Here is a 14107-nt window from a genome sequence, read left to right as displayed (position 1 = left end):
AGGAGGGATAGCTGTGGAAAACAGCAGATATCTCATTTTCACCTCAGCAGGGCGAAGCTTTTCACTGCCCTTTGAGGATATAAAAATAATCATAGCGGCGCAGACCCCAACTCCCGTGCCTGATTTTCCCGACTATGTGCCGGGAACAGTGGTGAACGAGGGCGAGGTAGTGCCTGTCATAGACCTGCGCAGACGTTTCCACTATGAGCCAAAAGAGATCTCCGACAGAGATTGCATAATAATCACAATGGGCGAAGAAGTTTCCGTAGGGCTTTTGTGCGACAACGTAGCAGGCTTCACGGATATTCCCGAGGATAAGCTGTGTAAAGCCCCAAACGTCAACGAAGAAGCCTGCGCAGATTTTCTAAAAGGAGAATTTCTTCTGGAGGGCAAGCCATGCTATGTCCTTGACAGCGAAAAAGTAATAAAGCTCAGCGACCGTGAAAAGGTAGCAAATACAGAGCGAAAGGATAAATAAAAATGAGAGAGATAAACGTTTCAGAAGTAGAAGAACTTGTAAGAGATCTGTGCATAAAAGCCAATCTGTATCTTCCTGAGGATATGGAAAGCTGTATAGAGTGCAACGCCAAGAAAGAGCAGTCCCCGGTGGGAAAGAACGTCTTTGCTGATATCCTTGACAATATGAGAGTAGCAAGAGAAGAAACTATCCCTATCTGTCAGGACACAGGCATGGCAGTTATCTTCATGACCATAGGACAGGACGTGCATTTTGTAGGCGGTTCGCTGAATGAAGCCATAAATAAAGGTGTAGCAAGGGGCTACACCGAGGGCAGACTGCGCTGTTCCATAGTATCCGACCCATTGGAAAGAGTAAACACAGGGGATAATACACCGCCTGTTGTGCATCTTAAAATAGCAGAGGGCGAAAAGGTAGAAATAATGGTGGCACCAAAGGGCTTTGGCAGCGAAAATATGTCACAGCTTAAAATGATGACCCCGTCAGTTACCGAGGACGAGATAGTGGATTGGGTAGTGTCAGTGTGTGCAAAAGCAGGTTCTAACCCATGTCCGCCAATAGTCATAGGCGTAGGCATAGGCGGCGACTTTGAGAAGTGCGCATACCTTGCAAAGAAAGCACTGTGCAGAAGCGTATCAAAGAGAAATCCAAAGGAACGTTATGCAAAGCTTGAAGCGAAAATGCTGGAGAAGATAAACCTCCTTGGCATAGGACCACAAGGCTTTGGCGGCACACAGACCTGTCTTGCAGTAAATATAGAAGAAGCACCGACCCATATCGCAGGCCTGCCGGTGTCAGTGAACGTAGGCTGTCATGTGACAAGACACGCAAGCGGAGAGATATAAGGGCATAATGTGGGGCGAACAGTGTTCACCCGCCTTTTCCACAGCACGCACATCTTATTATTTATCAAACAAGCTCCTACATCTTATTCGGGCAAGTTCTTCCGCCGCAAAATCGCTCCGCTCTTTGCGGATTTACATTTGCTAAGGGATAGGGAAAACGGTGCAGATTTTTGCTCCGATATCACATTTGTTTAATATCGGACTTTCATATGCTTTTTTCTCATTAAATCTGCACCTAGTCGGCTTACGCCGAATGAGGCTCTGCCTCAAACTCCGCAAGGGACTCTGTCCCTTGACCCTGCAAGCCCTCTTACGCCGGGCTTGAGCCTGCGTTTTACCTCTCGCTCCGCTCGATGTTGGATATCCCACTCTGGTCAGCTTTGCCAATTCCTCACTCCTCACTCCTCATTCCTCACTCCTCATTCCTCACTCCTCATTCCTCATTCCTACCTCTTTTCTCCACAACACCAACACCCCGATAACATTCGGCACTGCCATAAGTCCATTGAAAATATCCGACACTCCCCACACAAGCTCCATGCTCCACATCGTTCCAATGCACCCACAAGCTATCGCCATGATCCTATAGATCATATCACTTCGAGGGAAAAGGTATCTCCAAGCCCTCTCTCCAATGAAAAACCACCCTGCCACTGTCGCTAATGCAAAAAGTATCAGCGAACCTGACATGAAATACTTCCCCGCTCCACAAAGAGCAGCATTGTAAGCCCGCACTGCCATGTCCTCCCCCGTGAGGTCAGTGCCGCTTATTATTATCACCACAGCCGTCAAAGTGCATATGACAAAGGTATCTATAAAAACCTCAGCCATTGCCCATGTTCCCTGCAATTCAGGCGACTTTATCCTGCACGAGCTGTGTACTGCCACCGTCGAGCCTAAGCCTGCTTCGTTTGAAAACGCTCCACGCTTTAACCCCTCCACCATGGAAAATATTATCGTCCCTGCCACCGAGCCTGTTATGCAGGCTGTGGGGCAAAAGGCGTTTTTTACTATCATTGCTATCGCTCCTGCGGCTTTTAATGGGTGAAATATTATCACTCCCAAACTGCCGCCTATGAAAAGCACCGCCATTATCGGCACAAGCTTTTCGCAAAGACAAGCTGCTGAGTTTTTTCCCACAGCTACTAAAAATACGAAAATAAGCACCACAAGTGCAAATATATATGAGGGTATCCCAAACCCCTCTCGGGCAGCCGCAGCCGCCGAACCCGTCTGCACCATGTTGCCCATTCCAAGGGACGCACCCACCGTAAAAACTGCAAACAAAACAGCCGTGAGCTTCGTTCTGCCTATCTTTTCGAGATAAGACGCCGCACCGCAAAGCTTTCCGTCAGAGCATCTCACTCCCAGATAGTTTTCGCAGTAAGCAAGCCCCATTCCGAAAAATGCAGACACCCACATCCAGAATACCGAGCCTGCGCCCCCTATCCTGATACATTCCCCCACGCCCACCACCGAGCCTGTTCCTACAGTTGCCGCAAGCGCCGTGGAAAATGTCTGAAACTGCGAGAGAGAATCGCTTTCGGAGCTTTCTTTTTTAAACAGCGTAAAAACCGTTTTCTTCATTATTTTTAAAATGTGTATCTGTGGAAATCCAAGCTTTATGCTCAGATATATTCCGCCCCCAAGCAAAAGTATCAAAAGCGGAACGCCCCACAAAAACGAATTTATCTTGTTTATTATAGCCGTAAGTTCCATAGCTTTCCCCCGAAAACACTTTTTTCGTGCAAATAATTGCCTTATAAATGATATGATATAAAAGGGAGATTAATTCTTGAAAACTGAGATAACCATACATACAAATACGCAAAAAAACAAACAGCGAGGTGAACGTCCTCAAATGCACAGATATAAGCCCTCAAAAATACCGCTTTTTATCTTCTGGGCTATCCTTGCGGTAATATTGTTTCTTATCCGCTATGCGGTCAATCTCATAGAAAAACTTATCCCATTTTCCGTGAATTATATCCTTATGCCACTGTGGATAATCGCCGCACTTTTTTGCCTGCTGGTGCTTCCCTTTTACTTCATCAGATCTTATTTCACCGTCAGCTCAAAAGAAGTCACCGCCTTTACAGGGCTTTTCTTTACCATGCGGCATTTTATGCCCACCTCGGCAATAAAATCCGTCACAACTATCATAACCCCACTGGGCAGTATAACAGGACTTAACTTCGTTGTCTTAAACGCCTTGGGCGCAAGACTTCTTATACCTTTTATGAGCCGCCGTGATGCCATGGAAATATCCGCCATAGTAAACAGCTCCATACGAAACAGAGAACGCAAAGAAGACTAGATACCAAAGACAGGAAAGGTTTAAATGAGCCGCAGAGAAACTATCAAGGAAAAAAGAAGCTGGCTGAAGAATTTCTTCACCCACCGCCAGCACCCTATAATGATATTATCTTATACAACTAAATATATGTGGCTTCTTGCTATCCCTCTTGCCAAGTATCTCATAGCCGCAAAATTCAACTTTCAAAGCTGGTTTCAGGCACATTGGGTCGATATCCTCACTATCACATTTATCTTCGGCTACGCTTTCCTGCGTTGGATATTTGTCTACTATGAGCTTGAAGAAGATTGCATCATAGCCCACACAGGCTATTTCGGCATAACACGAACTAAGGTCTATTTTGCCGAGATAAGCTCATTGTCACTGTCACAAGGATATATTTCCAGACTTATACATTCCTGTGCCGTATACATAGACACCGATGCAAAATCACTGCAAAATGCAGATATAATGCTCACCCTTACAAAAAAACGAGCCTTTGAGCTTTATCATTTTGCCACTGCCAAATGCAAAAACAAACCTAAATATGTCTACAACTCAAAGAAAAGCCTGCTCGTTATATTCTCTCTTATCTTTTCATCAACTCTGTCAGGCATGATAATCGTTCTGTCGGTACTTTACGAAGCATATAGGATAGTAGGACGAGAGGCGGAGGAACAAATACTCCGCAGAGTGAATACGGAGATAGCAAAAGTTCCGGTGCTTGCAGAAGTGCCTGAATATATCCTTATCGCAGGCGGTGTGCTGGCAGGAGGCTGGCTCATATCATTTCTGTCGAATCTAATGCGCCACTGGAATTTTTCCTGCACACGCTGTGCCGACCTTTTCATAATCAGAAGCGGGATAGGCACAAGACGCAGACACGTCCTCTATAGAGATAGAGTAAACTATATCGACCTAAGACAATCATTGCTTATGAAGATATGCAAAATAACCTCTGTGTCTGCCCACTGTACAGGATACGGAAAAAGACGGCTTGAAATATCAGCACTTATACCGATAACGACAAACGGACAGGTTGACCGCTCCCTGAAGATGCTCATGCCGAAAATACCGCCGGTGAAAAGCGACATCTCCACAGGAAAAGCCGACCTTGGCAGATTTATAACGATACCGCTCATATGCACGTTTATACCTATCGTATCAGGAAGAGGAACGCTTTACTTTTTTCCTAACTGGAAAAGAGAAATAACCATACTTGTTATACTAACTACCATACCATTGCTGTGGCTCGTGATGGTCAAGGCGGCGGCAGCGTTCACAACGTCAATAGGCTTTGAAAACGGGTATTGTACATTGTCATATTGTAAATGGTATAGCTTTCATAAATCAATAGCCGCACTTGACAGAGTGTCAATGGTAACTGTCATGCAAAATCCGTTTCAGAAGATAAGCCATACTTGTGCCGTGAGAGTTTATACCAATTCGGAGAGTACAGACTATCATACTGTAAAGGGACTTAATTATGATAAGGTCATAAAATTGTTGAACAGGAATGGGTATGCGGTGTGAAAAAATGAGGAATGAGGAATTAGCATAGCAGACCAAAGTTACCCCCTCAGCACCGAGCTAAGCGATTTTGCAGCGGTAGAACTTTGGTGTAGGGGCTGGCGCCCTCGACAGCCCGATATCGAAGCGGCTAAGCTTGGAATTTTCACGAATGAAAAGAAGCAGACAATGTTGTGAATTGTTGCGCCGAACTTTGTGCGGATAACGCAAGCTCGTACAGGCAAATAGGAAATGGGCTGTCGAGGACGCCAGCACCTACACAGTTTAATAAACAAATATCATCAGGGACGACCACCTCGTCCCCGATTTTTTTATTCAAAAAATTTTTTTCACTGCAACATTTCAGTGAAAAATATACACTTATATTATGACGGACGACAGGGGGGATCAGATTGGACAAAAAGGGAAGAAAAAAGCTCGCAGAACTTGCGGTGAACGGCGATACGGACGCCTTTTCTAAGCTCTATGGAGAGATATATAAGGAGCTTTATTATTACGCCCTCGCTAACCTGCAAAATGCCGAGGACGCCGCCGATGCAGTGCAGGACGCTGTGCTGGACGGCTATATGAGCATCTCCTCGCTGCGGAAAAGCGAAGCTTTCGATAGCTGGATGTTCAAAATTCTGGTCGCCAAGATCAAACAAAAACAAAAGGAATACGCCCAAAGACGCTCTAACCTCGATTATATTAATGAAAGCGACGCAATAATCAAGGACGAAAACGGATTCGAGCGGTGCGAGATCTTAGAAGAGTTTGCTGATCTCAGTGAAGCGGAAAGACTCTGTATATCACTTCACTGTATAGCAGGCTACAAAGGCAGGGAGATAATGGAGATAACAGGTATTAAAGATACGACAGTCCGTTCCCATATATCCAGAGGTAAAGCAAAAATACGCAGTAAGCTGTTTGGAAAGGAGGTGACATGATGAGAAATTTAAGAAAACGCAGAAAGCTTATCAGACAAATGGAACAGGCAAACAAAATTCCTGATAAGCTCATGCCCCAGGAAATAAAAGATATGCTGGACGTGGCAGGCTTCAGACCCGTTATCGAAAATACTCCAAATAGTGCAGAGATAAAAATAAACAGCGGCAGAAGCAACGCCCTGAGATGTCTGGCTGTGGTGGCGGCTTTCGTCCTTGTGGTAGGCGGATTTGCTGTGCTTAGGTTCAGCAATACCCAGTTCGTCAAAAAATACCCCAATTCCGCTTCTTCACAGTCCGCTGACGCCTCAGGTCTTGACGGCCTCCGTGGAACGACCTATAAGGGTCTTTACAACTATATAAATAGCAACAGCAAAAACATAGAGGACTTTATAGTTGACAATAGCTATATATTCAAAAACATCGACACTTTGACTGTTGATGACGATGACCATGTGGCTTTGTATAAGCAGGCACTTAGAGATCACCAGCTCACCCCTAACCCCGCTGATATACAGCTCACTCGCTCAGGCGTGGATATCACCCCCACAACCAGCATAGATGAGCTGGAAACAAACATAACCTACGGAAATGCCCATTTCATTACTGACAATGGCGGTATCGACGTTTATATTACCCAAAACGGAAATATCACAAAGTCAGAACAGGATATCTTTGCGGAAACCTTCCTTAAAAAAGGTCTTGTTGACATTGCCGAATACGAACAGTACGGCTGTAAGTTTGCTCCAAGCGTTGTTGCAATGTATTTGGATAATAACGAGCTTTACGCTTTCTTCGACTTTATCTTACCCGTGAAGGCAGGAAAGAAAAACCTCGATATCGAATACTGCGGAATGTGCATGTTTGACGTGAGCGACCCTGAGAATATCAAGCTCATAAGCGAGTTTGAACAGCCCGGCGTGCTGGAGAGCATAAGAAAAGTTGACGGAAAATTTTTCATCGTGTCACGCTACACCCGAGCGGCTTCACTGCTCTTAGATGACCAAAAGCCCGAGGATATCGCACCAGTGCGATACATCAATGGTGAAAAACAGCTTTTTGAAGAAAGTGAAATGTATATCACAGCCAGAGATAATACACCGTCCATGATCCTGCTTTCGTCCTTTGACGGAAAAAATCAAGGCTCATACATGGCTTCAAAGCTTATCGCCTGCGGTGAAAGCAGCATCTTAATGGGAACAGACAACATTTATATTTTAAGAGCATATGGCTTTGAAAAAACAGACGATGATTACAGCACAGTGCCAACAAGAGCGCTTATTACAAGAATAAACTACGGTGGCGGCGACATGGAGCTTAACAAAACCCAGACCGTCACAGGCGCAGACGCCGAGCATATAAGCCACGCCATATCAGGAGATGAGTATAACGGCAGATTGTCGCTGTTCTCAAACGACTCTGCAAACATTTACGATATCAGCACACACAATACCTATTATAGCGGCATTAATATCTGCACCCTGTGGCTTTTTGACAATGACCTTGGCGTCCCTGTGAAAAAGACCCTCACATACGAGGATATCGACTTCGAAAGCGCAAGGTATAGCACATTCTATCATTCCATGCTGTATGTTTACAGAGAATATTCATTTGCATACAGCATGGATGACACTTATCAGGCAGCGAACGATATCCAGCTTGAAGAAACATACGATTTCTCAGACCCTAACAAGATAACTCAGGTGAAAACTGACGATCAAATTATAGCAGTGTCAGACTCAGCGTCAAGAGTATCTTTTCAATACAGCCTGACGAACTATAACGATGATATTGCAGTGCGCACCGACAGCACGTCATTTGACTCTTTCAGCGTAAAGATACTCGACAAGAGCAAAACAGAAAAGCAAGAAACGCTTTTATACGGCTCAAGCGGCAAGGGCATAGCGAATGCTAACGGCACAGTGGATCAGGTGCAGGTCTATGACACAGAGGTAGTAAAGAAATTCAACTTCTTCAAGACTATACAGGAATACAAATATCACGAGAAAGAAATGGGAACAACAGTTGACGGAAAGGATATGACCCAAAGATCCGCCAGCACTGTTTTTTCAAATTCAATAATAACAGACAACGAAAACGGATATATAGCCATACCATTCTATGACATAACCACAGTAGGCAAGACCGATGACGGCGACAATTGGGAATATACCTATTATGAAAAAACTATTGAAAAAATTCTGGTAATGAAATATAACATAGAAACCAAAACTTTCAGCGAGTATGGAACTATAAAGCTTGACGAATATACAGATTATTTTGACGATTATTTCGATCAGGCTAGCGAAGACGAGATCACGGCTATGGTCAACGACAATGACCAGAGAGATCGTTACCGCAGTGCATTCGTTCAGGACGGATATATTTATATCTTCTCCGACAGACAGATACGCTCATACAGCTATGCCGATCTCTCAAAACCCACTGAAAGAGTAGACATAGTTAAATAGCATTACACCAAACTTCCCCTTTAGCACCCGACGGATAAATTTCTGTCGGGCGTTTTTTTGCTAAAACGTTTTCGTTATTGCACACAAATAAAACCACCGCAAATTGTATAGTATGTACAATAAATGTTCACAGTAATATAACCAATTGAAACTCTGTTTGTGCTAAAATAATATGGTTTTAGGAATAAATATAAGACATAAATAGGAGAAAGAATTATGAAAGACCTAACGAAAGGAAATATCACAAAGCTGATATTGATGTTTTCCCTGCCCCTTCTGCTTGGCAACATTTTTCAGCTTTTTTATAATCTTGCCGACACCCGTATCGTGGGTCAGACCCTAGGCAAAAACGCCATAGCCGCCCTTGGCGCAACTTCATCAGTGAACACCGTCATAATAGGCTTTCTGAACGGTCTTACAAACGGCTTTGCCCTTGTGACAGCACGCTTTTTCGGTGCAAAAGAGTTTGACCGCCTGAAAAAGTCCGTTGCCCACGCCCTTACCCTAGGTATCGCAACGGCAATAGCCCTCACTGCCCTCAGCCTTGCCTTTATCGACCCACTGCTGAGAGCGTTGAACACGCCAGACAACATCTTCAAGCAGGCAAAAACCTACATAGTCATAATCCTTGCAGGAATGATAATATCAATGTTCTATAACATCTGCGCAGGTATCCTCCGTGCAGTCGGCGACACTGTTTCGCCACTTATCTTCCTTATAATATCAACTATCGCTAATATCGGGCTTGACCTTCTCTTTATCCTAGGATTTGGCATGGGTGTTGAGGGTGCGGCATATGCCACCCTTATCGCACAGGGTATCTCAGTTGTGCTTTGTATAATATACATCATTAAAAAACACAAATTCCTTATCCCATCAAAAAGCGACTTCCGCTTTAACTTCAAGCTCGCAGGAGATATGTATGCAACAGGAGTTTCAATGGGACTTATGATATCTCTCGTTGGTATCGGCACTGTTATAATGCAGGGCGCAATAAATATCTTCGGCACTGACATAATAGTCGCCCACACCACCGCAAGAAAAATATCTGAGATCTATATGCTTCCTATATCAGTTTTCGGTGCAGCTTCAGCAACCTTTTCAAGCCAGAACTACGGTGCAGGCAGGATAGACAGAGTAAAAGAGGGCGTGAAAAAAGCGACCCTCATAACATGGGGCTGGTCTGTTATCGTAATAGCCGCAACATGGCTTTTCACACCATTTTTCGCACACCTTATCACAGGTATCAGCGACCCTGAGATAGTGGGTACAGTGGAAAAATACATGAAAATAAACACAGCATTTTACTTTATCCTCGGCATAGTAATAGTTTTCAGAAACGCACTTCAGGGCGTAGGAGATAAGATAACACCTATAGCTTCAAGCATAATAGAGCTTTTGGGCAAGTTCGCAGTGGCAATGATACTCGCCCCACGCATGGGATATTTCGGCATCATGATAAGCGAACCCCTTGTGTGGGCAGGCATGGCAGTGATGCTCGGCATAGGCTTTGCCGCAAATAAGACCTTCCGTAAAGAGAATATCCCCAATACGGCAGAACAAATGTAAATAATTCATTAATTTACATAAAACAGATAGCTCCCTATGTAGAAAAAAGTAAGCCACTATTGATTTTATCAAAGAAACGTGTTATAATTAGTAAAAACATACAATCCACAAAAGTGTGGCTAACATACCATAGACGTGAAAGGGGGAAATGCCTGCAAACGGCAGGCATGACAGAAAAAATGCTTTCAAAAATATTGTCAAAAGAGGAATGTGCAAAGTGCAGGATATGCTGCTGCTTTGACAGCTATGATATATGGGAAACACCATATATCTCACAAACGCTTGCAAGCAAGATATTGCAGGAATATGCCCCTAAACAGGAATTTATAAAGAAGGAAAACCATTTCTTGTTCAAAATGGATAAGGAACAGAATGCAGACCTGTATTATTGCCCAATGCTGGATAACGAGAAGGGCTGTATATTAGGCGACGACAAACCGTTCGACTGCAGGATATGGCCGCTGAGAGTAATGGCACTGAATGAAACTAAGGTAATAACATTGTCGCCGGTCTGTCCTACTATGAATGAAAAGTCCATAAAGGAGCTGACGAAAACGGCTAACGAGCTGGCAGATCAGATATTTGAGTATGCAGACGAAAATCCGGAAGCCGTGAAACCGTATCTTGACGGCTATCCAATATTGGTGGTAGAGGGCAAGAAATATAAAGATACACTTGTATGATAAAAAGGGCAGCAAATTCGCTGCCCTTTTATTCTGCCTAAAACATATCCAGTGTGGTGTTTCTATGTAGAGGCGACCTGAGGTCGCCCGCTGATATTATTTTTCGGTAGCCCACCAACATCATTTTTTTCGACAAACAGACCTCGCTGCTTGTTACCTCAAAAACAAATAATAAATAAGCCCGTAAAGCACACTAGCCAAAGTGCCGTAAAGAATAACAGGTCCGCTGATAATGAAAATTTTCGCCCCAAGCCCAAGAATATATCCCTCCGTCTTGAACTCAAGAGCAGGCGCCGCCACAGAGTTCGCAAAACCTGTTATGGGTACAAGCGTACCTGCACCTGCGTGCTTCGCTATGCGGTCATACCAGCCAAGACCTGTGAGAAGAGCCGATAAAAATATCAAAGTTATTGATACCGACATTGAGGCGTTATCCTTGGATAAACCTAAATATAAATACATATCCATAAGCGATTGCCCAATAACGCATATAAGTCCGCCAAATAAAAACGCCTTCGGTATGGTCACCCACCACTTAGTCCCGTGTGAAGCCTCCTTGTACATCTCGCTGTATTGCGCCTTGCTTAAATTTATATCCATTTCTTTCGCTCCTTTTTTCTATCATGTTTGCACCTATTGTTCCTCAAAAATCAATGCTTATTCATTTTTTTAACTGCACTTTTTTCGCATAATTTGGTCAATATGTTGCTGTAAGGTTAATATTTTTATATAGTTTCAACAAGTTTTGTATAATGTAAACGATTTATCATAAGGAAATTTGTTAAAATAGTATCTTGAAAAAAATGCGAAAATTTTGTATCATATTTATTAGAGATATTCTATCTTAGGGGCAGTGTAACTGCCATTATTTTTTCAGGAGGTTATTATAATGAAAGCTAAAAAAATTCTTGCTGCTGTCACAGCTCTTTCTCTGACAACAGTAGTATTCGCATCATGCGGCGATTCAGCTGATTCTTCAAGCTCTACTGCTGCCGCAACAACAACTACAGCCGTTACTACAACTACAACTGCAGCAACAACAACTACAGCCGCAGCCGATTCTGCTGCAACAGGCGGCGGAGCAGGCGACTCTGCTGTAGCAGCAGACAGCACAGCTGACTCAAAGACAACAGGCGGTGACTCTGATTACACACCTGTAAAGACATTCGAGGGCTATGATGCATTCCTTATGTTCGGTGACGGAGAGTGGCTCTGGGGCAACTGGGAAGGTCAGGGCGAACCTGAAGCTACTAAAGCATTCGGCGTTGACGCTGACATAACAGGCGACGGTGAGTACACAGTTTCTATCACAAACGCTTCTATCTCTTATGACGATCCGGACGAGGGCATCAACCCACAGATCGCTCTTGACGGCGACTATGCTGTTGGCGCTCAGGGTTGCGTAGTAATGTGCGTTGATATCATCGGTCTTCTTAACGGCGAAAAACTCAAGGGCACAGGCGATCCTAAGACTGATAAGGAAACTCCAGGTAAGTACAATGCTGACGATCTCAAGGTAGAACTTAAGTCTATCAAGGCTGACGGTCAGGAAGTTGCATTCGATAAAGCTAAGATTAAGTATGGCAACATCGAGGACAACAACAACTGCTACAGAATCGAGATCTACAACGATTACGGCGATACAGCTAAGGATTCTCCTATCGACAAGGACAATCTTGCATTTGAGGACAGCCTTGAGATTACATTCTCTATCGAGGGTCTTTCTGAATAATTTTTCATGAAAACTAAGAGCAGACCGCAATATGGTCTGCTCTTTTGTATTTTTATACATCTTTCCAGTGACAAAAAGTGTGACAGATTTTTTTGAAATAGCTGTCACACTTTTATGTTGACATGAAACTAAGGGGAATATATAATAATAGTATTATAGTAATTCTATAATATCATCACATATTTTATTAATCCCCTAAGAAAAAAGCTGTGGTACCCTTTCTTACCACAGCTTTTTTCTTTTTTATCTACTTTTGTTATCTATTCCGCCTGACTGTCTGCCACCAGACCGCCGCTATCCGCCATAAGCTTGAATTTTATCTCAAACTCTTTCTCATCACCGCTGTCCGTCTTGCGATATACCTTGCAGACGACTTCATCTCCTGCCTGCTTTCCTGAAAACAGCGACGCTATATCCACCTCTCCTGCGGTGGACTTTCCGTCTATTTCCGTGATAATATCGCCCTCCGCAAGGTCTGTGTTGGCAACGTCACAATCAGGATTTATGGACACAATACAAATGCCCGGCTTTATGCCGTATATCTCAGCAGTGGTGTCGCTGACAGCATAATAAGTCACACCTATCTTTACTCTGCCTGCCACATAGCCCTTTTCCATAAGCTCCTCAATAACAGGCTTCGCCTCGTCTATAGATACCGCAAAGCCTATGCCCTCATAATCGCTTGAAGCAAGCTTCGATGAGGTTATCCCTATGACTTGACCCCACATATTGAACAGTGCTCCACCTGAGTTACCGGGGTTTATGGCTGCGTCTATCTGTATGCAGTTCATTATTGTTGACGAGTTTTCAAGCCTTATCCTGCGGTTCACACCTGACACGATACCCTTTGTCACAGTGCCATAATAGCCAGCCGGTGAGCCGATAGCGACTACATCTTCCCCTGCATTCACCTGAGTTGAATCACCGAACTCAGCCGCCTGCAAGCCCTGCGCCTGTATCTTTATCACCGCTATATCCGTGGCAGGGTCCTGCCCCACCACCTTGGCTTCATACTCCGAATTGTCGCTTAGAACAACTTTTATGCCCGACTCCGCCGCATTTACAACATGAGCGTTTGTGACGATATATCCGTCAGCAGACATTATAACACCGCTGCCCTGACCTGCCGCAACATATCCACCCGAATTTTTGTAAACCTCTATAGATACCACAGCAGGAGAAAACCCCTTTGCGATACCCTCGGCAGTGTATCTTCCGTCAGCCTGATAAAATTCATCGTCAAGCTTCGGCTTGTCAGCCACAGGAAGCGTAAAGCTTATCTTCTCGTCCCCTGTAACAAGATTTCTCACCCAGCCGCTTCCCCTTATGGAGGTTATTGATATGGCTATTCCGATGCCTACAAAAAGCACCATAAAGCACAGCCTTGCAACTGCATGGCGCATACGCTCTCTGTGGCAGCTTCTTTTTCTTGCCGAATCAACAGCCGACCAAAAATCTTCGTCCACCTTGTGAGCGGCTACCGCTCCCTCAGGCAGCTTGTAATGCCCAGTTTCTTGGGCTGTATCTTCATTTTCATCATGCAGACAAGGCTGCTCTTCAAACTGCTCCATATGAGCCTC

At 44.2% G+C, this 14107-nt stretch carries 12 protein-coding genes; 9 read left to right on the top strand and 3 right to left on the bottom strand.

The features are described from left to right. The first annotated feature begins 13 nt into the window (after positions 1-13). Complete coding sequence (locus RBI_RS00505; RefSeq protein ID WP_022288705.1) at positions 14-478, top strand: chemotaxis protein CheW; 465 nt, start codon at positions 14-16, stop codon at positions 476-478. Between the two features lie 2 nt (positions 479-480). Then, a complete protein-coding gene (locus tag RBI_RS00500; protein ID WP_038670264.1) occupies positions 481-1323 on the top strand; it encodes a fumarate hydratase in 843 nt (280 codons plus the stop codon). A gap of 426 nt (positions 1324-1749) precedes the next feature. Here RBI_RS00500 and RBI_RS00495 read toward each other — a convergent pair whose 3' ends face one another. Next, entirely contained in the window at positions 1750-3042 is a 1293-nt protein-coding gene (locus RBI_RS00495) for an alanine/glycine:cation symporter family protein (RefSeq protein ID WP_038670262.1), read from the bottom strand. A gap of 142 nt (positions 3043-3184) precedes the next feature. Between RBI_RS00495 and RBI_RS00490 the strand changes: the two genes are divergently transcribed. The 6 genes from RBI_RS00490 to RBI_RS00465 all read left to right on the top strand — a co-directional run bounded on the left by RBI_RS00490 (position 3185) and on the right by RBI_RS00465 (position 10795). Then, positions 3185-3640: a hypothetical protein gene (locus RBI_RS00490; protein ID WP_038672833.1), complete on the top strand. Its 456-nt coding sequence runs from the start codon at positions 3185-3187 to the stop codon at positions 3638-3640. 24 nt (positions 3641-3664) lie between these two features. Continuing rightward, on the top strand, positions 3665-5152 hold the full coding sequence (locus tag RBI_RS00485; RefSeq protein WP_148303535.1) for a PH domain-containing protein: 1488 nt from the start codon (positions 3665-3667) through the stop codon (positions 5150-5152). A 389-nt stretch (positions 5153-5541) separates the two neighbouring features. Further along, positions 5542-6075 carry an RNA polymerase sigma factor gene (locus RBI_RS00480; protein ID WP_022288710.1) on the top strand — a complete coding sequence of 178 codons (534 nt, stop codon included), beginning with the start codon at positions 5542-5544 and terminating at the stop codon, positions 6073-6075. Beyond that, complete coding sequence (locus RBI_RS00475; protein WP_038670260.1) at positions 6075-8543, top strand: beta-propeller domain-containing protein; 2469 nt, start codon at positions 6075-6077, stop codon at positions 8541-8543. The genes RBI_RS00480 and RBI_RS00475 overlap by 1 nt, the downstream gene beginning before the upstream one ends. Positions 8544-8759: 216 nt before the next feature. Further along, positions 8760-10112 carry an MATE family efflux transporter gene (locus RBI_RS00470; RefSeq protein ID WP_038670258.1) on the top strand — a complete coding sequence of 451 codons (1353 nt, stop codon included), beginning with the start codon at positions 8760-8762 and terminating at the stop codon, positions 10110-10112. 167 nt (positions 10113-10279) lie between these two features. Continuing rightward, positions 10280-10795: a hypothetical protein gene (locus RBI_RS00465; protein ID WP_242843649.1), complete on the top strand. Its 516-nt coding sequence runs from the start codon at positions 10280-10282 to the stop codon at positions 10793-10795. 153 nt (positions 10796-10948) lie between these two features. On the opposite strand, the gene spoVAC is transcribed toward RBI_RS00465, so the two are convergent. Continuing rightward, positions 10949-11395 carry a stage V sporulation protein AC gene (gene spoVAC, locus RBI_RS00460; RefSeq protein ID WP_158455015.1) on the bottom strand — a complete coding sequence of 149 codons (447 nt, stop codon included), beginning with the start codon at positions 11393-11395 and terminating at the stop codon, positions 10949-10951. A 289-nt stretch (positions 11396-11684) separates the two neighbouring features. On the opposite strand from spoVAC, the gene RBI_RS00455 reads away from it, so the two are divergent. Then, positions 11685-12527, top strand: a complete 843-nt coding sequence (locus RBI_RS00455; protein ID WP_051706215.1) for a hypothetical protein — start codon at positions 11685-11687, stop codon at positions 12525-12527. A gap of 260 nt (positions 12528-12787) precedes the next feature. Here RBI_RS00455 and RBI_RS00450 read toward each other — a convergent pair whose 3' ends face one another. Then, on the bottom strand, positions 12788-14098 hold the full coding sequence (locus RBI_RS00450) for a S1C family serine protease (RefSeq protein WP_038670256.1): 1311 nt from the start codon (positions 14096-14098) through the stop codon (positions 12788-12790). Positions 14099-14107: the final 9 nt, after the last annotated feature.

Source organism: Ruminococcus bicirculans (ex Wegman et al. 2014) (genome assembly GCF_000723465.1).
Taxonomy (GTDB): Bacteria; Bacillota; Clostridia; order Oscillospirales; family Ruminococcaceae; genus Hominimerdicola; species Hominimerdicola aceti.
This window is presented reverse-complemented; position numbering and strand designations above follow the sequence as displayed.